The 25,263-nt window shown below is 44.7% G+C and carries 19 protein-coding genes; 1 reads left to right on the top strand and 18 read right to left on the bottom strand.

The genetic code is table 11. The features are described from left to right. Nucleotides 1–93: 93 nt before the first annotated feature. The 14 genes from GB992_RS03470 to rimP all read right to left on the bottom strand — a co-directional run bounded on the left by GB992_RS03470 (nt 94) and on the right by rimP (nt 15,465). On the bottom strand, nt 94–432 hold the full coding sequence (locus GB992_RS03470; protein WP_161001226.1) for a hypothetical protein: 339 nt from the start codon (nt 430–432) through the stop codon (nt 94–96). 69 nt (nt 433–501) lie between these two features. Next, on the bottom strand, nt 502–2,343 hold the full coding sequence (gene lepA / locus GB992_RS03465; protein ID WP_161001225.1) for a translation elongation factor 4: 1,842 nt from the start codon (nt 2,341–2,343) through the stop codon (nt 502–504). Nucleotides 2,344–2,603: 260 nt separating this feature from the next. Then, entirely contained in the window at nt 2,604–3,737 is a 1,134-nt protein-coding gene (dnaJ, locus tag GB992_RS03460; protein WP_017261970.1) for a molecular chaperone DnaJ, read from the bottom strand. A gap of 175 nt (nt 3,738–3,912) precedes the next feature. Continuing rightward, nucleotides 3,913–5,778, bottom strand: a complete 1,866-nt coding sequence (dnaK, locus tag GB992_RS03455) for a molecular chaperone DnaK (RefSeq protein WP_161001520.1) — start codon at nt 5,776–5,778, stop codon at nt 3,913–3,915. A gap of 28 nt (nt 5,779–5,806) precedes the next feature. Beyond that, complete coding sequence (gene grpE / locus GB992_RS03450) at nt 5,807–6,403, bottom strand: nucleotide exchange factor GrpE (RefSeq protein ID WP_161001224.1); 597 nt, start codon at nt 6,401–6,403, stop codon at nt 5,807–5,809. A gap of 53 nt (nt 6,404–6,456) precedes the next feature. After that, entirely contained in the window at nt 6,457–7,500 is a 1,044-nt protein-coding gene (gene hrcA, locus GB992_RS03445; protein ID WP_026017153.1) for a heat-inducible transcriptional repressor HrcA, read from the bottom strand. Nucleotides 7,501–7,730: 230 nt separating this feature from the next. Next, on the bottom strand, nt 7,731–8,705 hold the full coding sequence (gene ribF / locus GB992_RS03440) for a riboflavin biosynthesis protein RibF (protein ID WP_161001223.1): 975 nt from the start codon (nt 8,703–8,705) through the stop codon (nt 7,731–7,733). 41 nt (nt 8,706–8,746) lie between these two features. After that, the gene (gene truB / locus GB992_RS03435) at nt 8,747–9,655 is read right to left on the bottom strand and encodes a tRNA pseudouridine(55) synthase TruB (protein ID WP_161001222.1); all 909 of its coding nucleotides are present in this window, start codon (nt 9,653–9,655) and stop codon (nt 8,747–8,749) included. 137 nt (nt 9,656–9,792) lie between these two features. Next, nucleotides 9,793–10,155 carry a 30S ribosome-binding factor RbfA gene (gene rbfA, locus GB992_RS03430; RefSeq protein ID WP_017261976.1) on the bottom strand — a complete coding sequence of 121 codons (363 nt, stop codon included), beginning with the start codon at nt 10,153–10,155 and terminating at the stop codon, nt 9,793–9,795. A 45-nt stretch (nt 10,156–10,200) separates the two neighbouring features. Next, nucleotides 10,201–13,089: a translation initiation factor IF-2 gene (gene infB, locus GB992_RS03425; protein ID WP_161001221.1), complete on the bottom strand. Its 2,889-nt coding sequence runs from the start codon at nt 13,087–13,089 to the stop codon at nt 10,201–10,203. Nucleotides 13,090–13,102: 13 nt separating this feature from the next. Continuing rightward, a complete protein-coding gene (locus GB992_RS03420; protein ID WP_161001220.1) occupies nt 13,103–13,414 on the bottom strand; it encodes a YlxQ-related RNA-binding protein in 312 nt (103 codons plus the stop codon). Then, entirely contained in the window at nt 13,411–13,713 is a 303-nt protein-coding gene (gene rnpM, locus GB992_RS03415; protein WP_161001219.1) for an RNase P modulator RnpM, read from the bottom strand. Before rnpM ends, GB992_RS03420 begins: the two co-directional genes overlap by 4 nt. A 36-nt stretch (nt 13,714–13,749) precedes the next feature. Then, complete coding sequence (gene nusA / locus GB992_RS03410; RefSeq protein ID WP_161001218.1) at nt 13,750–14,907, bottom strand: transcription termination factor NusA; 1,158 nt, start codon at nt 14,905–14,907, stop codon at nt 13,750–13,752. 75 nt (nt 14,908–14,982) lie between these two features. Further along, nucleotides 14,983–15,465, bottom strand: a complete 483-nt coding sequence (rimP, locus tag GB992_RS03405) for a ribosome maturation factor RimP (protein ID WP_161001217.1) — start codon at nt 15,463–15,465, stop codon at nt 14,983–14,985. 195 nt (nt 15,466–15,660) lie between these two features. Here rimP and GB992_RS03400 point away from each other — a divergent pair, with 195 nt between their 5' ends. After that, entirely contained in the window at nt 15,661–16,632 is a 972-nt protein-coding gene (locus tag GB992_RS03400; protein ID WP_161001216.1) for a VOC family protein, read from the top strand. A gap of 253 nt (nt 16,633–16,885) precedes the next feature. Here the strand turns inward: GB992_RS03400 and GB992_RS03395 are convergent, their stop codons facing one another. From GB992_RS03395 to GB992_RS03380, 4 genes are all read right to left on the bottom strand, one after another. Then, on the bottom strand, nt 16,886–21,205 hold the full coding sequence (locus GB992_RS03395; RefSeq protein ID WP_161001215.1) for a PolC-type DNA polymerase III: 4,320 nt from the start codon (nt 21,203–21,205) through the stop codon (nt 16,886–16,888). Between the two features lie 149 nt (nt 21,206–21,354). Then, nucleotides 21,355–23,064 carry a proline--tRNA ligase gene (locus GB992_RS03390; protein WP_161001214.1) on the bottom strand — a complete coding sequence of 570 codons (1,710 nt, stop codon included), beginning with the start codon at nt 23,062–23,064 and terminating at the stop codon, nt 21,355–21,357. Between the two features lie 50 nt (nt 23,065–23,114). Further along, a complete protein-coding gene (rseP, locus tag GB992_RS03385) occupies nt 23,115–24,380 on the bottom strand; it encodes an RIP metalloprotease RseP (RefSeq protein ID WP_161001213.1) in 1,266 nt (421 codons plus the stop codon). 96 nt (nt 24,381–24,476) lie between these two features. Continuing rightward, nucleotides 24,477–25,262 carry a phosphatidate cytidylyltransferase gene (locus GB992_RS03380; protein WP_161001212.1) on the bottom strand — a complete coding sequence of 262 codons (786 nt, stop codon included), beginning with the start codon at nt 25,260–25,262 and terminating at the stop codon, nt 24,477–24,479. Nucleotide 25,263: the final 1 nt, after the last annotated feature.

Raw genomic sequence — 25,263 nt, 5'->3', positions numbered from 1 at the left:
CCCTGCGCCGAATTAATCTACTACTCGACACAAAGAGATATTAATCAGTTATTATCAGTGGCTTAAAACACCGAAGGCGCTCACACCGTGAGTTCATTCACCAACGTGTTCTTCACGTTCAGCCGCTTTCCGAACTTTTGCATATCGTTCCCGTCCATCATCTGTCAAGATATGGCTGGCCAAGTATTTCAATAACTCATTTTCATCTTGAAATACCCGTGGATTATGTTGTCCGTGAAGACGAAGATCAATTTCGTCAATTTTTAACCGCCCAGTCCAACTATGACTGTACTTTGCAATCAAACGGTTATTGAGCTTCTTCTTACCAAAGCGGAGGACGTACACGTGTTGTGGCACCATCATCGGCCGAATGTACGTCTTCTCATATTTAAACTGACTTGCTTTCAAAAACGTTTTGGTCCGTGCTAACACACGCTCACCTCCAATTTGTCTTTCTTATTTTGCTCATTAATTCACCAATAGTCAATGTCAAATGAACAATTATTTCGTTTTATGGCTTTCTTCTTCGTCAGTCTGAAGGACAGCCATAAATGCTTCTTGTGGCACATCGACGATTCCGACGGCCTTCATCCGTTTCTTACCGGCTTTTTGCTTTTCAAGTAGCTTCATCCGACGCGTGCGGTCACCACCATACAGGTGAGCCGTTACATCCTTCCGATAAGCCTTGATATCAGATCGTGCCACTACCTTGGCGCCAATGGCCGCCTGAACCGGGATTTCAAAGTTCTGACGAGGAATAATCGTTTTCAAACGACCAACGATGGTTCGACCACGATTGGCTGCAAATTCACGCGCAACAATAAAGCTCAGCGCATCAACTTTATCCCCGTTCAGTAAAATATCAATCTTAACAAGATCACCTGGGCGGTATTCATCCAACTCATAATCTAAGGATGCATAACCACGGGTGCTACTTTTAAGGCGGTCAAAAAAGTCAAAGATGATTTCAGATAATGGCATGTAGTATATCACGTTTACCCGGTGATCATCAAGATATGCCATCGTATCAAAGTCACCGCGTTTGCGTTGGCATAATTCCATCACTGCGCCAACATAATCGTTTGGCACCATGATGGTTGCCTTAACGTAAGGCTCATTGATCGTTTTAATGTTGGAAGGATCCGGCATTTCAGACGGGTTTTCCACAATGACTTGAGAACCATCTGTCATATCCACATGGTACGTAACAGAAGGTGCCGTGGTAATTAAATCCAGATCAAACTCACGTTCCAACCGTTCCTGAACCACGTCCATATGCAACATTCCTAGGAATCCACAACGAAAGCCTGAGCCCAATGCCTGCGATTTTTCCGGTTCGAAGACTAATGCCGCATCGTTAAGCTGTAACTTCTCCAAAGCGTCACGCAAATCGTTGTACTTACCATTATCAGTTGGATATAGCCCTGCGTAGACCATTGGATTCATTTTACGATAACCCGGCAAGGCCTTTTCAGTGGGATTAACCGCGTCTGTGACCGTATCACCCACTCGCGTATCCGCAATGTCCTTAATGGATGCGGTGATGTAGCCAACATCTCCGGCCATCAACACATCACGTTTGATTGGCTTAGGTGAGTTAACACCAACTTCAGTCACTTCATACTCTGTTCCCGAATTCATCAAACGAATGTGGTCGCCAGGCTTAACTGTTCCCTCCATAATTCGAAGGCTCAAAACAACACCACGGTAATCATCATAGATTGAATCAAAAATCAACGCTTTTAATGGCTTGTCCAAATCACCTGTCGGCGCAGGCACCTGGTGCACGATTTGCTCAAGAATATCAGTTATCCCAATCCCGCTTTTGGCACTAGCTAAAACGGCGTTAGATGCATCAATGCCAATGTCTTCTTCAATTTCTTGACGAACAACTTCTGGCTGAGCCGATGGCAGATCAATTTTGTTAATAACCGGCAGAATCTCTAGATCATTATCTAACGCTAAATACGTATTCGCTAATGTCTGAGCTTCTACACCCTGAGCAGCATCTACCACCAATAAGGCCCCTTCACACGCCGCTAATGAGCGTGAGACTTCATAAGAAAAGTCCACGTGTCCAGGTGTATCAATTAGGTGAAAGATATAGGTTTCCCCATCCTTCGCGTGATAGTGTAGCTCCACTGCATTTAATTTGATCGTAATCCCACGTTCACGTTCCAGCGGCATGTCATCCAGCACTTGATTCTGCATTTCCCGTTTGGACACAGTATCGGTCAGCTCTAGAATGCGATCAGCCAAGGTTGATTTACCGTGATCGATATGGGCAACAATCGAAAAATTTCGAATATGTCGCTGTCGTTCCTGCATTTCCGTTAGATCCATGCGCATTTCCTCCCTGTGACTCACGAAGCTAATCTTCGGTATTGTCACACATTACCTTTTGATGACGTTGAATTCTAAACACTTATTATACCAATGATCTTGGCCTGCGACAATTTATATCAAACAAATGGTCGCCTAAAGTTTCCACTAGTGCTCAAACAATCGGCAGGCTTCAATTCGCTAGTATAAAGATAAAGACGTACTCTGCAGTTATTTTACCGCAGAATACGCCTTGTCATTCATTTCCATTCAACTGCTTATTAACGTCGGCCAAATAGACCGCCATGACCAGTTGGGACATCTTCACCGCTAGCCTTGGCAAAAGCTTTAAGTGCATCCTTTTGAGCCTTATTAAGACCCTTAGGTGTTTGAACCGTTACTGTAACGCGTTCATCACCATTACCATTGCCGCGCAAATGAGGTGCACCCTTGCCGCGCAACCTAAAATTAGTACCAGTCTGCGTACCAGCTGGAATCTTCAAGTTAACGTTACCATGTACGGTTTTCACTTCAATTTCGTCACCTAACGCCGCTTGAGCAAACGTCAACGGTTGACTGAAGTAAATATCGGCGCCATCACGCTGAAAATCTTTACTTGGTTGAACCGTAAAGACAATGTATAAGTCTCCGTAAGGACCGCCATTTGTTCCGGCTTCACCTTGACCTTGTAAGCGCATTTGTTGACCATCGTCGACACCTGCAGGAACAGTGACTTCGATTTCGTGGTTTTCAGTATTGTGACCTGTCCCGTGACAGGTTGGGCACTTTTCTTTAATCTCTTTACCAGTACCGCCACAAACGTCACAAACTTGTTGTGAACGCATCTGACCCAGTGGTGTATTGCGCACTGTTTCAACGTAGCCAGTGCCACCACATTTATGACACGTTACCGGAGAGGTACCAGGCTTAGCCCCGTTACCACCACAAGTGTGGCAAACTTCTTCACGGTCATATTTAATTGTCGTTTTTTTACCGAAAATGGCTTCTTCGAACTTTAAGCTCATCGAGTACTGTAAGTCCTGACCAGGTTGCGGTGCGCTTGGATTGCGGCGAGATGCACCACCGCCCCCAAACATTTGACTAAAGATATCGTCAAAACCGCCAAAGCTTTGACCACCACTAAAGCCACCAAAGCCCTGACCTCCGAAACCACCTTGGCCACCGCCGAACTGCTGCCCAGCATCACCATATTGGTCATATTGTTGGCGCTTTTGCGGATCGCCAATCTTTTCGTAAGCATCAGCAACTTCCTTAAACTTTTCCTCAGCATCTGGGGCTTTATTCAAGTCCGGGTGATACTTTTTGGAAAGTTTACGAAACGCCTTTTTAATCTCATCCTGAGACGCATCCCGACCCACGCCGAGCACGTCATACGGGTCTCTTCCTTGAGACATGTGTGAACCCCCAATTAAAGCTTGTCATGTCGATAACCTAGTACCGAATACCATGAGCTTCTGCCTTTTGTTTAGTATTGCGTAAGTTTACCACAGAAATGGTCTTCACATACACAAAGAGTCAAAGATGCGCATGCGCCTTTGACTCTTGTATCGCTATTTCTTATGCGAAAGACTACTTCTTGTCGTCAGGGTTAACCTCTTTAAAGTCGCCATCAACCGTCTTGCCATCGCCGTCAGCAGAACCTGCTTGACTATCATCCTGACCAGCAGCTGAACCATCAGCAGCTTGTCCGGAGCTAGCATTTTGTTGATACAACTTAACCGTAAGGTCTTGAACGATCTTGTTCAATTCATCCTTCTTGGTCTTCATTTCTTCAACGTTGTTGTCAGATTGAGCCTTCTTCAATGCATCGCGTGCATCGGTTGCCTTCTTAACTTCGTCATCAGAAACTTTGCCCTTAAGTTCTTCCAAAGTCTTGTCAACTTGGAACAATAATTGGTCGACTTCGTTCTTAAGGTCAGCATCTTCCTTGCGCTTCTTGTCCGCGTCAGCGTTTTCTTCGGCTTCTTTCTTCATCCGTTCGATTTCGTCGTCAGACAAACCGGAGTTACTCTTAATGGTAATCTTTTGTTCCTTGTTCGTTCCCATATCCTTAGCGGAAACGTTAACGATCCCGTTCTTATCAATGTCAAACGTAACTTGAATTTGTGGGACACCACGAGGTGCAGCAGGAATATCACTTAATTGGAAGTTACCCAATGTCTTGTTATCAGCTGCCATTGGTCGTTCACCTTGGAGCACGTGAATATCAACAGCCGGTTGGTTATCGGCAGCAGTTGAGAATGTTTGACTCTTAGATGTTGGAATCGTTGTGTTACGATCAATCAACTTCGTGAAGACACCACCCATGGTTTCGATACCAAGTGACAATGGCGTAACATCAAGCAAAACAACATCCTTCACATCACCAGTAATAACACCACCTTGAACAGCGGCACCAAGAGCAACGGCTTCATCAGGGTTGATGGAGTGGTTAGGTTCCTTGCCGGCCATGTCCTTAACAGCTTCTTGAACAGCTGGAATCCGAGTAGAACCACCGTTTAAGATAACTTCGTCAATGTCGTCCATTGACAAGTCTGCATCACGCAAAGCGTTTTGAACAGGTGTCTTAGTCCGTTCGATTAAGTCAGCCGTCATTTGGTTGAATTGAGCACGTGACAATGTTTCTTCCAAATGTAATGGGCCGTTATCACCACTGGAAATAAATGGCAAACTAATTTGCGCTTCATTAACACCTGACAGGTCCTTCTTGGCCTTTTCAGCAGCATCCTTCAACCGTTGCATAGCCATGGTGTCTTTGGATAAGTCCACACCATTGGTCTTCTTGAAGCCATCAACTAACCAGTCAATGATCTTTTGGTCAAAGTCGTCACCACCAAGATGCGTGTCACCATTCGTTGACAGGACATCAAATACACCGTCACCTAATTCAAGAATAGAAACATCAAATGTCCCACCACCAAGGTCGTAGACTAAGATTTTTTCATCTTTGTCTTTTTTGTCCAAACCATAAGCTAAAGCAGAAGCCGTTGGTTCGTTAATGATTCGTTCAACATTTAAACCAGCAATTTTACCAGCATCTTTGGTAGCTTGGCGTTGAGCATCGTTGAAGTATGCAGGAACAGTAATAACCGCTTGTTCAACCTTTTCACCAAGGTAATCTTCAGCAAAACCCTTGATATACTGTAAGATCATTGCTGAAATTTCTTGAGGCGTATATTTCTTACCTTCAATATCAACCGTGTAGCCTGCTTCACCCATGTGACGCTTGATTGAACGAACGGTGTTAGGGTTAGTGATTGCTTGCCGTTTGGCAACTTCCCCGACCTGTGTTTCACCATTCTTGAATGAGACAACGGATGGCGTTGTCCGGTTACCTTCTGGATTAGCGATAATCTTTGGTTGACTGCCTTCAAGAACAGCAACCGCTGAGTTCGTAGTACCTAAGTCAATTCCAATAATTTTAGCCATTTTTATAAACTTCCTTATTATTTAATCTAATTGCTTACTGCGCGACAACGACCATCGCTGGACGTAAAACGCGATCTTTAAGCATGTAGCCCTTTTGAAGCACCGCCACAACGGTGTCCGGCTTCTGATCAGGGCCAACCGGTGTGGTCTGGACTGCTTGGTGCAGCGTTGGATCAAACGGTTTGTTGAGCGCTTCAATCTCCGTCACGTTATTTTCCTTCAAAGCATTTTGAAGGTGGTTATACACCATTTCAACACCGTGCTTCAACTGCTTTGCAGCCTCATCCTGAACATCCGTATTCAACGCGCGTTCAAGGTTATCCAACTCGGGAACGACATCGTGCGCCAGTTGTTGACCATCGTACTTCATCAACTGCGCAGTTTCCTTCTTTTGCCGCTGTTGAATGTTGGCAATTTCTGCCTGTGCTCGAAGTAGTTGATCATCCTTCTCTGCCAACTTATCATTCAGCTTATCAATTTCAGCAGATTGATCGACAGTATCATTTCCCGTTGGCTGTTGAACCTTTTTCTTAATGTCCTTAGCCGTTGGATCCTTCGCTTTAGCTGCGTTTGCCTTAGCTTGTTGATCATCTTTCGCTGCTGATGATTGGGCTTCTTTTTTATTTGACAAACTGCCACCTCCATTTAATTTTATAGTCAAACCACTGGTGACTGTTAAAAAAATTAGTCATCCAGGTTTCGATAATAATCCAAAAGCTTAGCGGCCAGTTCTTGTCGGAATGCACCAACTAAACCAATCATCCGCGAATATGGCATCCGCGTTGGACCTAACACGGCAATCATACCTCTTCCGTGGGAACCCACATCGTAAGTTCCTGTAACCAAACTATAATGCTTTAGCAAATCATTGGTAATCTCATTACCAATTTTCACCTGCACTTTATTGTCCGGTGGGCTTAAAACACTGGCGATGTCATCCGACGTGTCAAACAATTGATACAGTGATTTTAAGTCCTGCGGATTGTGGTTAACAGAAAAGTTCAGCAAGTTTAAGCGACCACCAACGAAGAAACGTTCAGTAGCTGCTTGGTCCAGCACACGACCGAAAATTTGTAAAAAGCCTTCCGGTGTCTGCATGTACTGACCAACTTTCGCAGGGATTTCCACACGTAGTTTGTCCACAATCTCAGTGATCGGCAAGCCAACCAACTGATCATTAATCAAACGAACTACTGTTTCCAGCTGATCGCTGGACATTGAGCGTGGAATCGTGAACGTTTGGTTAGCAACTTCACCGCTGTCCATCACCAAAATTGCCATCACCTGTCGATTGCCTAAAGGCACCAACCGAAACCCACTTAGTCGCGCATCCGCCTGTTCAGGCTTGAGCGTGAACGCAGTGTAAGAAGTCAATTCAGATAATAAATTTGCTGACTCTTCAATGATTTCATCAATCTTATTGAAAGAACCGCTCAATTCATTTTGAATTAACTGAATATCGGCATGTGCCACCGCATCATTATTAACCAGATGGTCAACATAGTAACGGTAACCTGCCAGTGATGGAATCCGTCCCGAAGACGTATGCTCTTTTTGAACATAACCTTGTTCTTCCAACGATGCCATTTCATTGCGGATTGTTGCAGAGCTAACGTGAATTGGCAAGCGGGCTGCGAGGGCCTTAGACCCAACTGCCGCACCGGTTTCCGTATACTCACGCACAATAGCTTGCAAAATCACTTTTTGTCGTTCTGTTAGCGTCTTAATCACCCCTTTTAGCACTTACGCTATTTGAGTGCTAAGAACAGTTACTAATATAACAACTTGGTCAAACAAAGTCAAACAATTTTGGCGAGTTCAAACATCTTTTGTTAATTATTTTTTTCAACGCACTTAACCGTCAAATGATAGATCGAATTGCACAGTATCTTCCGTCTAAAAACAATAAAAGAACGGCTTCTTTCCCAATATGGAAAAAACCGTTCTTTCGTTAAAAGTTACTGTTTCATCGATAAATGTTCAACGGGTCCTTCGAGGTGTTTCGCCATGAACACCCGTGTATCGGCAGCATCCTGATCTAGTTGACGTATCAAAGCATCAGCACCGTCAAACTTAACTTGACCGCGCAGATATGCGCCCCAAGCGACCTTAACCTCTTCACCGTAAACCTCCTGATTAAAATCAAGCAGATTAATCTCGATAGTGACAGGCCGATGTTCACCAAACGTTTCGTTGCGGCCTATTGACGCCATGCCCGGATACCATCGCTGACCGATTTGGAGCCACACTGCGTAAATCCCAATGCCTGGAACCCGTTCACTCGCTGTCGGATCAACATTGGCCGTTGGATAGCCCAATGTCCGCCCACGCGCCTCACCGTGAACAATAATTCCGGTAGTTTGGTACGTGTATCCCAACAACTCGTTGGCTTCTGCCAGTTGACCGTCATCAATTAACTGACGAATTCGAGTCGAACTATCCTTTGCTTGGTCAATGGCCACTTGTTTGACCTCAACCACATCAAAACGCCCCTTAGCATAAGCCGGTAATTGTGCCATCCCGGCGATGGCCTTCTTGCCATACGTATGATCAAATCCGGCAACCACGGCCACTGCATGTAAGCCAACCATGTAATCGTCAACAAATTCCTGTGGGGCAACTGCCGACAACTGGGAGGTAAAACTAATTCCATACACAATATCAACACCGAGCTGATTTAATAATTCTAGTTTACGGTCAAACGTTGATAAGTAGCGAAAAGAGTCAACGGATGTTTTGTAAACAATTGAAGGATGATGCGTGTAGGTCAACACCGCAAGTTTGACACCCCGCTCATTGGCCAGTTTACGCCCCCACTCAATTACCGTCTGGTGACCAATATGCACACCATCGAAAAATCCCATTGCTAAAACAACCGGTCCATCAGGAATTTGTTCTGGTCGGTATGGATGTCGTAAATAAATAACTTGCAATGTTTCGCACCTTCAATATCAAAAATTTTAATTCACACCCATTACAGATGATTCGAAAACATTTTCAGTGGTTTGGCTACTTTACCGTCAGTTGATAATTGGTAAAGCGCCTTAATGTGATTCTGAAACTTAAGGGCAGTGACCCCTTGATCAACCAATACAGAAGGCGACAAAAAACCGCCGTTTGTCACAATCTGCCACTCTGCTAACGTTAGTTCTGTAACAGGATAGTGGGCCAGCGCGACATCAATTGGCAATAAATACTGATTTATATTACCCTCGGTCATTGCGTCGGCAACCTGTTCTAAAGTGACTGTTTGTGACAGATCAAAACCGCCACTTTTCAAACGTGTCAAATCACTCATAACAGCAGGGACGCCCAACGCTTCACCCAATTGAACGGAAAGCGTTCGAACATAAGTCCCCTTACCACACCCAATCTCAAACGGAATCACTTGAGTTCCGCTTTCTTTATCGAAACTAGTTGGTCCCGTTTGTTCAAAACGATCGACATGAATATGACGTACTGGACGTTCAACTGTTTCCCCAGCCCGAGCGTACTCGTATAGCTTCCGCCCATTAACTTTGACTGCTGAATACATCGGTGGAATTTGATCGATGTCGCCAGTCAACCCCATCATGGCGTGCAAAATTTGAGCATCAGTAAATGGCTGCGTTAAGTGTTTTCGAGCAATCTCCGCCCCGTCTAAATCTTCAGTTTCCGTGGCAAATCCCAACGTCACTGTGCCACGGTAAACCTTTCCTGAAGCCATTAAATATGGCACAACCTTCGTAGCCGGTCCCACACAGATAGGCAACACACCATCAACATTGGGATCTAATGTTCCAGAATGGCCAATCTTTTTTGTGTGCAATATTTTTCTCAGTTTAAAGACCACGTCATGACTCGTCATTCCACGCGGCTTATTAATCGGCAAAATGCCTTCCATGGCAGCGATAACCTCACTTCATCTTTTAAGAATAGGCCAACGTACAGTGGCCCATCAATTTGAATTAATAACGGTCACAATTATAACCTAGCAAAAACTAAAAAGCGACTGCCAGTCTTGGCAGTCGCTTTTTAGGATTAGTCACGTTCTTGTTGATGTAATTTATTAATTAATTCATCAATATGATTACCATACTGAACGGATTTATCTTGCTCAAACGTGATTTCTGGTGTCTTGTAAATGCTTAGCCGACTGCCAAGTTCACTACGAATCAAACCACTGGCCTTACTCAATCCAGCTGCAGCCTTTTCGTTATCACTCGCCTTATCGGACAAGATACTGTAATACAATGTTGCTTCTTGCAAGTCGCCCGTTACCTCAACACCGGTAATAGTGACACCGGCTACACGAGGATCACGGACCCGCTTAAGCAAAATATCAGCAACTTCACGTTGAATCTCCTGTTCCAGGCGACCCACACGATAATGCTTATTTGGCATCGTCTTTCACTCCTAACGTTACTTGAATTTACTAGACTACCGAGATTATTCGACGGGAACTTCCTTCATCACGAAGGCTTCGATAACGTCGCCAACCTTGATGTCGTTATAACCAGCTATGGTTAGACCAAGATCAAAACCGGCTTTAACCTGCTTAACCTGATCCTTGAACCGTTGTAGAGAGCCCAGCTTACCTTCGTAAACGACGACACCATCACGAACCAGACGAACACCGGCATCGCTACTGATGTAGCCTTCTGTAACCATACCACCGACAACAGTACCGACTTTAGAAACTTTGTAAAGTTCACGAACCTCAACCTGACCAGTAACTTCTTCTTTGTAGACAGGTTCAAGCATGCCCTTCATCGCTGATTCAATTTCATCAATAGCATTGTAGATAACGTTGTGCAAACGAATGTCCACACCATCGCTATCAGCCTGCGACTTGGCTTGAGCGGTCGGACGAACATTAAATCCAACAATGATCGCATTTGAAGCCTCGGCCAGAGTAACATCACTTTCATTGATGGCACCAACGGCCTGATGAATAATGTTAACCCGAACACCATCAACCTGAATCTTCTGGAATGAAGTTGCTAACGCTTCAACAGAACCTTGAACATCGGCCTTGATGATAACGTCAACTTCCTTCATTTCGCCTTCCTTCATGGTGTCGAACAAATTGTCCAACGTCACGTGGTTAGCATGAGAGCGTTCTTCAACTAAGGCACGTTTAGCACGTTCCTCACCAGCTGCCCGAGCAGATTTTTCATCTTCAAAGACAACAAACTTGTCGCCGGCTTCTGGTACATCGTTCATCCCTGTGATTTCCACTGGTGTTGCAGGTGTAGCTTCTTTAACGGTCCGACCACGATCATTGTTCATGGTTCGAATCCGTCCGTAAGTGTTCCCAATAACAATTGGATCACCGACTTCAAGCGTACCTTCTTGAACTAAGACAGTGGCAACAGGGCCACGACCTTTGTCCAAACGTGCTTCAATAACTGAACCGAGAGCACGCTGTTCTGGATCTGCCTTGAGTTCCATCAAGTCAGCTTGCAAAAGAATCATGTCCAACAATTCATCCAGGTTCTTATCGTACTTGGCTGAAATTTCGACAAAGATGGTATCGCCACCCCAGTCTTCAGGAATCAAATTGTAAGCAGACAACTGTTCAATAACATGGTTCGGGTTGGCACCTGGTTTATCAATCTTGTTAACGGCCACGATAATTGGCGTCTTAGCAGCTTGCGCGTGGTGAATAGCTTCAATTGTTTGAGGCATAACACCATCATCAGCAGCAACGACCAAAATCGTAATATCAGTAATGTCAGCACCACGTGCACGCATAGCGGTAAAGGCCGCGTGTCCTGGTGTATCGATAAAGGTAATCTTACGACCCTTTAATTCAACTTGATAAGCACCAATCTTCTGAGTGATCCCACCGGCTTCACCAGCCGTAATGTGAGAATTACGCAGTTGATCCAACAGTGTTGTTTTACCATGGTCAACGTGACCCATGATTGTTACAACTGGTGGACGTGGTACTAGCTTAGTTGGATCAGTTGTCGATTGCTCTTCGAAGAATTTGTCGATATCGGCAATATCTTCCTTAGGCTTTTCTTGAGCCTCGATACCGTAATCAGCTGCCAAAATTTCAATGGTATCCTTATCCAAACTTTGGTTTTGGTTAACCATGACACCCAGCATGAATAATTTCTTAACGATTTCCGCAGTCTCACGGTGCAAGATTTTACTCAAGTCCTGAGCGTTCATGCCAACGTCATACATCAATACATCTGGTAATGGACGTTCCTTACGAGTTGGTGCTGGCTGTGCTTGGGCAGTCTGCTTAATTCGTTGATTACGTTTATTACGCTTTTGGTGCTTCTGTCCATATTGTTGTTGGCCACGGCCACCACGACGGTTGTTATTGCCAAAACGGTTACCATTGCTACTATTACTGAAACGGTTATTACGACCACTGCCATTGCTGTTGTTATTGGATGACGATGCACCGACATTAGCAGTTTGTCGGCTCGAAGTGCGCGAACTCGTGTTGCGCGAGTTGGTACTGTTCCGGTTGTTTGAGTTACCAGAATTGTTGGAGCCGTTGTTGTTACGTGATCCATAACTACGATTATTGTCACGGCCACCATTGTTAGTATTGCTACCATTACGGTTGTTGTTACTGTTATAGCCACCATTACGTCCGTTTGAATGCGAACTGTTGGTGCGACCAGTACGGTTAGCCGTTGTGTGATTATTATTGTTATTGCGTGAACTATTGTTACCGCCGTTACGTTGATCAGTGTTTCTAGCAGCCGGTCGAGACTGAGTTGGTCGACTCGTCGTATGAGTAGCAGCAGAACGCGGTGCATGACTTGTAGCGCTTGTCTTAGCAGCCGCCTGCGAACGAGGCGTCGTTGATTTAACAGTTGACGAAGCAGTCACTGAAGTTGCAGTGGACTGAACAGCTTGTGATGTCGCTTTAGCCGCAGTACTCGTTGCAGTTTGTGAAGCAGGCGCTTGAGAGCGTGGTGCAGTTGACTGCTGTTCTTGCTGACGCTTTGTTTGACGATTATTCGTCCGTGGATTACTCAAATTCATGATCCGCCCTTCGCCGTGTAAGTTGGCCCCGTTTCGGCCAAAATTAGTATGACGACGGTCCGATTTCTTATTATTGTTGATCAAATGGTGAACGACTTTGCGTTTAGGTGCGTTATCACCAGACTTTTCATTTGCCGCTGCATTGGCAGCTTTCGCTTGAACAGTCGGTTTAATAATCCCACGTAACGTCTTTTCTTGAGCATCACTAATGGTCGCCATGTGATTATTAAAACTCATCCCCTTGGCGCTTGCCTTCGTTAGGAGCTCCTTGCTGGAAACATTAAGTTCCTTCGCGAGTTCATAGATTCGCTTATTGGCCATCCTTTCACTCTCCTCATTTCATTTTATCCAATAACGTTTGCATTTTTTTGGCGAAGCCAGCGTTGCTGACGCCTAATGCTGAACGTTGTCGTCCCGTAGCCTGACTCAGTTCCGCAACACTAAATGCGGTACTGACCGGTACATGGTAAAAGCTTGCTTTATCAGTTAACTTCTTTTTTGAGCTTGCGCCCATGTCATTTGCAACCCACAGAAAACGAATATTACCTGCTTTAATCGCTGCCAATACCATGGGTTCGCCTGTAACCAACTGGCCCGCCCGTTGTGCCAGGCCAAGAAGGTTTAATAATTGCTGTTCTGGGGTCATTTGTGATCGTCCCCGAACAACTCGCGCCGGGCTTGCTGGTGATCGACGTAAGCAATTAACTCTTCATAGAAGGCGTCGTCAACTTTCATTCCAAACGCCTTGTCCAAGCTATGCTCATGTTGTGCCTTTTTAGCCGTCGCTGTATCAATGGTCACATAGGCGCCACGACCATTTTGCTTACCCGTTGGATCGATTGTGACTTCATTTTCCTTATTTTTGACTACACGAATCAAGTCTTTTTTCGGAAACATGTCGCCACTGACGATGTCTTTACGCATGGGTACTTTACGTTGATGCATCACAATTCCCCCTTAAGGTTAAAAACTAGTGCCAGTCTACTCTTCGGACTGATCGTCGTCTTCGCCCTTTTCAAAATCGGGCTTGTCGACCTCAACGTCTGATCCAGCTTCAACATACTCCTGATCATCCGCATCTTCAAACAAGTTGGCAGCTTCAGTTTCTGACTTAATGTCAATCTTGAAACCAGTCAGCTTAGCAGCTAAACGGGCATTTTGTCCACGTTTACCAATGGCTAATGACAATTGATAATCCGGAACAACAACCGTGCAGGCCCGCTCGTTTTCAGAATCAAACACAACGTCAACAACTTCAGCCGGGTTCAGTGAGTTTGCAACGTATTGCGCTTCGTCATCCACCCATTCAACGATATCCATGTTTTCGCCGGATAATTCATTAACAATAGATTGGACACGCTGACCACGAGGACCAACACAGGTACCAACAGGATCCAAGTTAGGATCGTTGGACTTTACGGCAATCTTAGCACGATCACCAGCCTCGCGGGCAATCGAAACGATTTCAACAGTCCCATCATAAATTTCTGGCACTTCTTCTTCAAATAAGCGTTTTAGTAACTCTGGGTGTGTCCGGCTAACGAACACTTGTGGTCCCTTAGGGTTATTTTCAACCCGTGAAACATAAACCTTGATCTTATCGTGCATCTTGTAAGTCTCGTTTGGCATCTGGTCTGAACTAGCCATAACGGCTTCTACCGTATTAGAACCACTGCCTAACGTGACGTACAAGTAACGCGTGTCCTGGCGTTCAACTTCACCAGTAACGACTTCATCCATGTACTGACTATATTCATCGTAAACCAAACCACGTTCAGCTTCACGAACTCGTTGCATGATGACTTGCTTAGCAGTCTGAGCGGCAATCCGACCAAAGTTCTTCGGTGTGACTTCAAACTTGATTTCATCGCCAATTTCATAGGCACGGTTAATAGCAACGGCATCTTGTAGACTTACTTGTAACTGGTCGTTTTCGACATCTTCAACCACAGTTTTAACTGCATAGACCTTAATGTCGCCTTTACGTTCATTAAACTCAACATCAACGTTAGCAGCCTGATTATAATTCCGTTTGTAAGCAGAAACTAACGCGGCTTCCAACGCTTCGATAACGACTTGCTTTTTGATCCCTTTTTCTTGTTCAAGAGCGTCTAGCGCCCCAACCAATTCTTTACTCATTTCCTAGTACTCCTTACATGAACCGTCAGGATAACGATTCGCGACTTTAGCCACGATCGCTGTGTCAGTTGTGTTTTAAATACCACTAAAATCAATCGCCAAACGGGCACTTGCAATGGCTTTGCGTTCAATCGTCACTGTTTTAGCAACCCCTTTGACTTTATGATTCAACGTTAATGTTTCCGGCGTAAGTTTAGCCAAAGTACCTTCAAACACCTTCACTTTGTTAATCGGTTGATACAGTGAAATGTGAATGTACTGATTAACTGCGCTTTCAAAATCGGCTTCTTTTTTAAGTGGCCGTTCCGCGCCTGGCGAGGAAACTTCTAAATAGTAAGCTTGGGGAATGGGATCTGGGTCAGCGGCATCAAGCTCCGCACTCAGAGCATCATTCACGATGACACAGTCATCAATGGTAATACCGCCTTGTTTGTCCACGTAGACGCGCAAATACCAGCTTTTACCCTCCTTGACAAATTCAACATCCACAAGCTGAAAATGATGTTCGTCAACGATGGGCTGAACCATCTGGGTAACCGTTTCTGTCACACTGCTCAAGTTTTCCACCTCCTCATTTAGCCCTGAAAAAAGAGCGAGCCACGAATGGCTCACTCTTAGATTAAGAGTCTTAAATTACATGTCATAGTATAGCATCCCAGCGCCAAAAACACAACCAACGGCACCAATCCAAGCATTTTGAGCGTGTTCGGTATAAAATATGATCAAGTTCAACTGATATTGAGGAGGGGTATCATGCTTTTTTCGCCACATCATATTTCATTACTGACCGGTAATGCTTCCGTTAATGCACAATTTTACATTCAAGTACTCGGTCTTAGACTCGTTAAAAATTCCGTCAATCAAGAAGCCGTTCATATTAGACACCTTTATTACGGTAATAATTTGGGCGAGCCTGGCAGCGTGATCACCTTTTTTGTTTTAGACCGCTTAGGCCAACGTCAAGAAGCAAACCACGGACTAACAGGCATCCGGATCGGCATCCCTCGAAACACGACGTCCTATTGGCAAAAGCGGCTTGAGGCGGCCAACTTTCATCCACAGCTCAGCGCTAGTGGGTTAATAGTCACAGATCCGGATGGTGTTTTGTTAACCTTTGTCGAAGTGGATCGTCAATTAACGGAGCGGCAACAGGTGCCAAATGATGTTCCCGTGGAGAATCAAATAGTGGGTCTGCTTGGAACCAATATTGACTATGTTAATTATTCAGAAACAGTCACCTTCTATCAGGATTGGCTGGGGCTCAACGACTTTAATCATCAAATCCCCCTTCCATCGAGCGGCGCAGCCATCACCCTAACATCAGCGCCTGATTCAAAACACCGCTCGCGAATGGGCCGCGGCAGCGTTGATCACATCGCACTACAAGTTCCGGATCAATCAACACTGTTTCGTTATTACAGACGGGCACAATCACTCGGTTTGGACATTGAACTTTATCGTGACCGGGGCTGGTTTCAAAGTATTTATGTTCGTGACCCCTCCGATAACCGAATCGAATTAGCAACTACTGCGCCTGGTTTTGCATTGGAAGAACCAGCCTCCACTATGGGTCAACAACTGTCGCTACCGCCCCTTTTTGCTGACCAAACAGACACTGTCAAGCGTTGGTATGATAAACACAATGTAAAGTTCGACGAAGTAGAACGTTTTGAACATAAGGCCACCCTTAACCAAAGCAAACTGCTGACAAGCAACCTACGATAATCATTACTGAACTGAACATCAAAAGAACGAAACAAGATCCGATATGCGTTCGCGTTGAACATGGCTAGTCGTAAAATATGCCCTATTCCTCAAATTCAGGAATAGGGCATATTTGGATTGATCATGAAGTTGAAGTTTTTCAAAATTTTAGAAACAAGATGACATCAGCCTCATTTGCTCTAAGTAAGGAATTGTCACGGCCACACTCAGTTCGAATTTTGACAGATGAAACACTGACTGGTCCGTTCAGACATTAAAATAGGCTCAGCTGATTTTCGTCTGGCAAATCATCTAACACATGGTTCTCAGTCAGAAAATCAATAATCGTAGCAGAAACTTTACCACGTTTGCTTAGATCTTCTTTGGACAGGAATGGCTTTTCTTCACGAGCCGCCACAATCTGTTTAGCAACGTTATCGCCCAAACCGGGAACTGCATTGAACGGAGCAATCAATGAGTCTCCGTCAATCAACCAGCTCTGCGCATCCGAACGTTCAACATCGATCATCTTGAACTTAAAGCCACGCTCCATCATTTCGTTAGCCAATTCAAGCACCGTTAACAAGCTCTTTTCCTTAGTCGATGCATCGTTGCCTTTGTCCATAATAGTTTTCATCGATGCCTTAACCGCATTTTTACCACGCGACATGGCAACTAGATCAAAATCATCAGCACGAACAGAAAAGTAAGCAGCGTAATACAACATCGGGAAGTAAACCTTAAAGTAAGCCACTCGCAACGCCATCAAAATATAGGCAGAGGCATGCGCCCTTGGGAACATGTACTTGATTTTTAGACAGGAATCAATGTACCACTGTGGCACATTCGACTCCCGCATAGCTGCTTGCCATTCATCAGGAATCCCGCGACCATGACGCACAGATTCCATAATCTGGAATGACATTTCTGAATCCAACCCGTAGTTGATCAAGTCGGTCATGATGTTATCACGACAACCAATCACGTTAGCAATTGTCGCCGTGCCATCTTTAATCAATTCTTCCGCATTACCCAGCCAAACGTCAGTCCCATGTGACAGGCCTGAAATTTGTAGCAATTCAGAATAGTTTTTCGGATGCGTTTCTTCAAGCATCCCTCGAACAAACCGGGTTCCGAATTCAGGAATGCCCAGTGTTCCTGTTTTACTGAAGATTTGTTCTTCTGTAACGCCTAGCACCTCTGTGCCAGAGAACAGCCCCATCACACCAGGATCGTCTGTGGGAATTGTTTTTGGGTCGATACCTGACAAATCTTGTAATGTCCGGATCATCGTGGGATCATCATGTCCCAGAATATCCATTTTCAAAATATTGTCATGAATCGAATGGAAATCGAAGTGAGTTGTCTGCCAAGCAGCATCTTGATCATCGGCAGGGTATTGAATAGGTGTGAAATCGTAAATATCCATGTAATCCGGCACGATGATAATCCCAGCCGGATGTTGCCCCGTCGTTCGTTTGACACCCGTGGCGCCACTGGACAAACGGTCAATTTCAGCTTGGCGGAAAGTAACGTCGTGATCACGTTCATAAGCCTTAACGTAACCATAAGCGGTCTTATCGGCAACCGTTCCAATCGTCCCCGCGCGATATACATTGTCCTCACCGAACATAACTTTAGTATAGTTATGCGCAATGGGTTGATAGTCTCCGGAGAAGTTCAAATCAATATCTGGAACCTTGTTTCCTTTAAATCCAAGGAATGTTTCAAACGGAATGTTCTGTCCATTTTTCTTAAGCAGCGTTCCACATTTAGGACAGTTCTTGTCTGGTAAATCATAACCAGAACTGTATTCACCATGCGTAAAGAACTCGCTGTACTTACATTCTGGGTTGGGACACAGATAATGAGGTGCCAGTGGATTGACTTCCGTAATACCGGCAAACGTTGCTACAACGGATGAGCCAACCGACCCACGGGAGCCAACCAAGTACCCGTCCTTGTTAGATTTATGCACTAACCGTTGTGCAATCAGATAAATAACAGAGAACCCGTTTCCAATAATCGACTTTAGTTCACGGTCAACACGTTTTTGCACGATATCTGGTAATGGGTCACCGTATAGTTCATGAGCCGTGTCCATTGTCCGTTCACGGATTTCATCCTCCGCACCGGCCATTCTTGGCGTGTACAGCTTATCTTTCAGTGGGTGCACGTCTTCGACCATATCAACGATTTTATTCGGATTGGTAACAACCAATTCCTGTGCCAAATCGTCCCCTAGGAAACTAAATTCTGACAACATTTCGTCAGTAGAACGGAAATGAACATCTGGTAAGGAATGACGATTAAGCGGATTAGCGCCACCTTGCGAACTAATGAGGATTTTCCGATAAATGGCATCATGAGGATCCAAGTAATGAACATCCCCTGTCGCCGCAATCGGTTTATCCAATTCATGAGCGATTTCAACCAATGACTTAATGATCGCCTCAAGTTTTGCATTGTCGTGAATTAACTCACCCTCGATTAAGGGTTTGTAAACCGGTTTGGGTTGAACTTCCAAATAATCGTAGTATTTTGCTCGTTTGAGTGCTTCGGCTTTCCCCTTTTGCATGGCCGCTTCAAATACTTCACCAGAGGAACACGCTGAGCCAACGATAAGCCCTTCGCGTAAACGATTTAGTTCACTCCGCGGGACACGGGGTACCCGGTAGAAATATTTCACATTCGACAGCGAAACAAGTTTAAATAAGTTCTTCAGGCCAGCCTGTGTTTTTGCAATCACAGTTGCGTGAAACGGTCGCGCATGTTTGTACGCGTCATTGTCACTCATGTGTTCATTCAACTGATCATGATAAACAATGCCATAGCGTTCTTCTGCATCTTTCAAGAAAATCATGGCTAAATGACCCGTTGACTCAGCATCAAAGATGGCACGGTGATGATGTTCCAATGAAACATTGAATTTTTTGGCTAGTGTATTCAGACGGTAACCCTTTAACGTCGGATATAAAAACCGTGCCAGCGTTAAGGTATCAATAATCGGATTATCGATTTCTGGCATATCATGACGCACATAACCAGTGTTCATAAAACCGACATCAAATGTCACGTTATGCCCGACCAAAATATCGTCGCCATACCAATCGCGGAACATTTTAAAGACTTCTTCTTCAGTCTTAGACCCTGCCACCATATCATCCGTAATACTCGTTAAGTTAGTGGTCGTATCTGACAAGTGAAAACCGGGGTCAATGAATTCCTCGAACTGATCAATGACGTTACCATCCTGCATTTTAACGGCAGAAAGCTCGATAACTTTATCGTAAATGGCTGAAAGGCCAGTCGTTTCAACGTCAAACACCACGTATTCGTGACCTTTTAGCACCTCATGTGCGTCATTGATTCCAATTGGCTCACCATCATCAACCAGGTTAACCTCAACGCCATACAGCATCTTAATGCCTGCCTTTTCAGCGGCCTTAAAAGCTGCCGGGAAGCCTTGAACACCCGCGTGATCAGTGATTGCAATCGCCTTGTGTCCCCATTTTGCGGCTCGACTGACAAAATCAGCAATGTTATTCGTAGCATCCATCGTGCTCATCTGAGTATGGAGGTGCAACTCTACCCGTTTACCATCTTCAGGCGCAGTGTCTTCTCGTTCGGTATGAGAAACCACCTGCAAATCGTTGGCGATAATGGCTAAGTCTCGTGAGAAGTTATCTTCCTGAACAGAACCGCGAACTTTAACCCACGCCTTTTCAGGAATGGCCGCAAAATTAGCTTCGTCATCTTCATTCCGTGAAAACTTCTTCACAATGAAAGAAGAGGTATAATCAGTGATCTTTATTGTCAATAATTGCCGACCCGACCGAAGCACTCTAATCTCTTTTGCGAACACGTACCCTTCAACGGTCACACTACGTTCTTCTTCGGTAATTTCATCCATTCGGCGAATTGGTTCATCATCTTTAATTTTTCGACCCATACTAACCGGGCCGTTTACCGTTGGCGCAGAAGAATGTTCAGCCTTGTTTTTGGCAATGACAGCGGCCGCCTTGGTGACCATTTCTTCATCTCGTTTTTCCTTAGCTGCTTGAAAATCAGCAAGTTGTTGTGCTGAGGCAGCTTCATCAACTGTCGTTGCAAACGACAATTCTGGAAAACCTAAGCGCTGATACGTTGCGACCAAAGCAGTCAATGTATCACCGCTAAGAAAATCTGAAACAACTTGATTGGGCACTGTAATAATTACTCGGTCGCCGTCCATAGTTGGCGCAGTTCCTTCACACAATTGTCGTGCAAACTGCTCATTCAATCCGCTGTGACTAACTGCCCACGTCCAGTACCGTGCAATCGTTTCAATTTCAGCCTGTGTGTCACTTGAGGCGATATGAAAGTTTACCGTCGCAATCTCATCAAACGCTTGGGTAAGCCGTTGTGAAAAGTTCATAAACGTTTCAAACGGCAGAATGTGGTCAAAGTGAAAGCCAAAACTCCAAGTCCGACTCTGCTCATGAACAACCATATCTGTAATCTGCGCGTTCGCAAATGCTGCGTCGTTCGCCTGGGACTCGAGATTTAGTTGGTCTAGTAATTTAATAAAAAGCTCGTGTTGATTTAACGCCACGAAATGCGGCCTCCCCACATGAATGTTCTTAAGTAGCCAATTATAAAATAATCGTTTTTCAGTACAGTGCACACAAGTCGAACCCTGATGGGAAATACCCTAAAGGTTCGACTTGTTATCAGTAACGTTTTAATTTCAAAAGAATAGCGTTAGTCAATGCCCTTGAAAAGAATAGCCACAGTTTCAGTTAACTCTTCTTTGCGGACTTCAACCGTTTCACCAGTCTTACGCAGTTTGATTTCTACAATACCGTCCGCGGCCTTTTTCCCAACAGTAACTCGCAATGGCAAACCGATTAAATCGGAATCGGCAAATTTAACACCGGCACGTTCAGTTCGATCATCAACCAATACCTTGTAACCGGCATCGGTTAGAGAGGTTTCAAGTTCATCAGTCAATTCACGTTGTTCATCATTTTTGATGTTAACGGGAATTAAGTGAATGTCAAATGGCGCAATGGCTTTAGGCCATGCAAGACCGTTTTCATCAGCCGTCTGTTCAGCAATTGCAGACAGTAACCGACTCACACCAATCCCGTAGGAACCCATGATCACATCTTTTTGACGACCGTTTTCATCAAGAACCTGAGCACCAAGTGACTCAGAATAACGAGTCCCTAATTTAAACACGTGACCAATTTCAATACCACGGTTAAACTTCAAGACGCCTTCGCCATCAGGAGAAACATCGCCTTCCTGAACCAAGCGAATGTCTGCAAACTCATCAACACGGAAATCGCGGTTCAAGTTTGCATTCAGATAGTGGAAACCATTTTCATTGGCACCAACCGGCATGTTCATAAGATCAGCAACATCCTGGTCAGCAATAATTTTAATGTCTTCACTGACACCAACGGGACCTAGGGAGCCAAAATCTGCACCTAAGTACTGCTCAGCTTGTTCCGTAGTTGCCATCTCTAAGTCAGTTGCATCGGCAACATTTTTTAGCTTAGTGTCATTAACTCCATGATCACCACGAATCAAGGCAACCAATGGCTCGCCATCAGCCATGTACAACATGGTTTTCAATGTCTTAGTTGTGTCGATATCAAGACGTTTAGCAATCGCATCGATAGTTTTTTCGCCAGGAGTGGCGATTTTTTCTAACTCGCGAGGCTCTTCATGTGACTTCTTCGGCACATAAAGACTTGTTGCCGTTTCCAAGTTAGCAGCGTAATCACTACTGTCGGAATAAGCAATCGTATCTTCACCAACTGGCGCAATGGCATTAAACTCGCGCGACTCCTTACCACCCATCGCACCAGAATCCGCCAGAATTTCACGGTAGTTCAGACCGCAACGGTTAAAGACATTTCGAAAGGCAACTTCCATCTGTTTGAAAACACGGTCCAAGCTTTCAGCATCGCTATGGAATGAATAAACATCCAACATCAGGAATTCACGACCCCGCAGCAGTCCATAACGAGGACGATCCTCATCACGATACTTTTGTTGAATTTGGTACATAACCAGTGGTAGCCGCTTGTACGACTTAACTTCATCTCGAATAAAGCTTGTAAAGGTTTCTTCATGGGTTGGGCCAAGGATCAAATCACGTTCATGACGATCCTTCAACTTATACATCGTCTGACCGTACGTGTCATAACGGCCCGACTGCTTCCAAAGATCCGCTGGCAGTAACGCTGGCGCTAGCATTTCAACGGCATCAATCTTAGCCATTTCTTCACGAACGATTGTTTCCACGTTTGTTAACACTTGGAAAGCCAGTGGCAGGTAAGCATAAACACCAGCAACAACTGGTCGAATATACCCCGCCCGCAACATCATTTGATGGCTCAAGGCCTCCGCATCACTCGGCGTTTCTTTCAACGTCGGAATTAGCATTTTACTTTGTTTCATCGATTAATTCTCCTCAATCTTCCAAAAGTTAACGACCATTGTCAGTCGTTTTAGTGAACAAAATAGCGCATGATGTCATTCCATGTGACTAGAATCATCAAGAACAAAACAAAACCAAATCCGATGATTGTGACGACACCTTCAGTTTGTTGTGACAATGGTTTACGTCGAATTGCTTCAATGACGTTTAAAACCAGTTTACCACCGTCGAGCGCGGGAATTGGCAACAAGTTGACGATTCCCAAATTTAACGATAAGAAACCGAGCCAGTAGAGAATGCCACTCCAACCAGCCTGTGTAGCTGTGGCCGTATTCGCATAAATCGCCACTGGTCCGCCAAGGTCGTTGAGACTGAAATGCGTGAACAAATGACCGAGCGCCGCAAATAACAGCACAGTCGTGTTCCAGAACCCACCAAATAACTTGGCAAAAAAGCCGGTATCGATTCCACGTTTAATGCCGACAGTCCGCGTTTTACTGCCAGAAACAGTTTTTACCTGCGGCGTTATTTTGACATGCTTAACTGTCTTTTGACCACGCTTAATCCCAAGTGTGATGTCACCGTGGGTATCACTAGTAATAGCGCTTGTTACAGCCGTCCAGTTATTAGTGTCTTTATCGTTAACGCTAACGATTCGGTCACCCGATTTTAGGCCAGCCGATTGAGCCGGCGTGTTTGCTAACACCCCTGAAATCGCATTGCTATTACTAGCAACACCGCCCATGGCGAATCCCATAATGGCAAAGACCAACCACGCCAGAATAAAATTATTCAGTGGCCCCGCAAAGTTAGTTAAAATACGATGCCACAACGTAGCAGACTGAAATTGGACGTCACGCGGTGCAATCAACACCTCTGTGCTATCTTTTTCAATGATGGTCGCATCATGCTCCACTGCATACGTTTTAACGACGCTTTCGTCACCATTTTCATAACCTTTAATGACAAGTTGATCCACTAAATCAGACTCTGTCACAATGACAGGAATGCCATTAAATAGTGTCGTTTGATCACTAGCATTAATTCTGGTAACTTTACCGGAATCGCCCATCATGATGCTGATTGGCGTTCCCGGTTGAAGTTGATCATCCTCATCTTCGGCGGCACCGGCCATTCGAACGTAACCCCCTAAGGGCAAAATTCGGATGGTATACAATGTGCCATTTTTGCGTGTCCAAAAAATTTTGGGCCCCATTCCAATTGAAAATTCACGCACAAGAATACCTGACCGTTTGGCAAAATAAAAGTGGCCAAACTCATGTACGACCACTAAAATTCCAAAAACAATAATAAAGGCAACAATTGTTTTTACCATTCACATAGGATCCTTTCACTTGACCTGACTACTATTTCTAAAAAAAAGAACAGCCAGAAGTTTGAACATCTATTTTTCTGAATCAAATACTTGTGCCTAAATCAATCCCGTCAAATGTAGAATAGGTAACACAAACAACAAACTGTCAAAGCGATCCAAAATACCACCATGACCTGGTAAGATTTTGCCAGAATCCTTCACACCATAAAAACGTTTAAGAGATGATTCAACTAAATCACCCAGTTGACCACAAACACTGTAAATCAGTGTCAGACCGACCATTATCGGCAAACTAAAGTGTTGTGGGAAAAAGGCAACCCAAACGCTACCGACAATGACGGCCACAATCGTGCCACCAATGGAACCTTCCCATGTTTTGTTGGGCGATATTTGGGGAGCCAATTTGTGCCGACCTAATTTACGCCCAATCATATAAGCACCCGAATCTGTCGTCCAGATAACAAACAAAATGTAAAACAGTGTGGACAGACCAGTATTTCTAGCAGCAACAAAGTAGTAAAAGCCCATGCCAATGTACAACATTGCAAGTGTCAACACACCAGCGTCATCAAACGAAAAATGGTTGCGCGTGAATACAGTATGTAACAGCAACAGCATCACGAAAATAAAGAATAAAAATTCGCGATTGAGGTTAGCAGGCAAAAATGCCAACCAGCTCTGTGGGGCCAGTAGCACAAGTAACCCCAGAAAACTAATAATCGCTTCCGCAGACACGACCAACTTCTTTTTCATGACTAGCACTTCGCCTAACGCCACAGCGCCAAGGACAATAGCTGCCAATTGAATTAGCCAACCACCATAGACAATCACTGGAATAAAAATCAATAACGCCACAACGGCGGTAATGACACGAGTACGCATA

The organism is Furfurilactobacillus milii, assembly GCF_009863985.1.
Classification (GTDB): domain Bacteria; phylum Bacillota; class Bacilli; order Lactobacillales; family Lactobacillaceae; genus Furfurilactobacillus; species Furfurilactobacillus milii_A.
The sequence above is the reverse complement of the archived record's forward strand: the minus strand, read 5'-3'. Positions and strand labels throughout refer to the sequence as shown.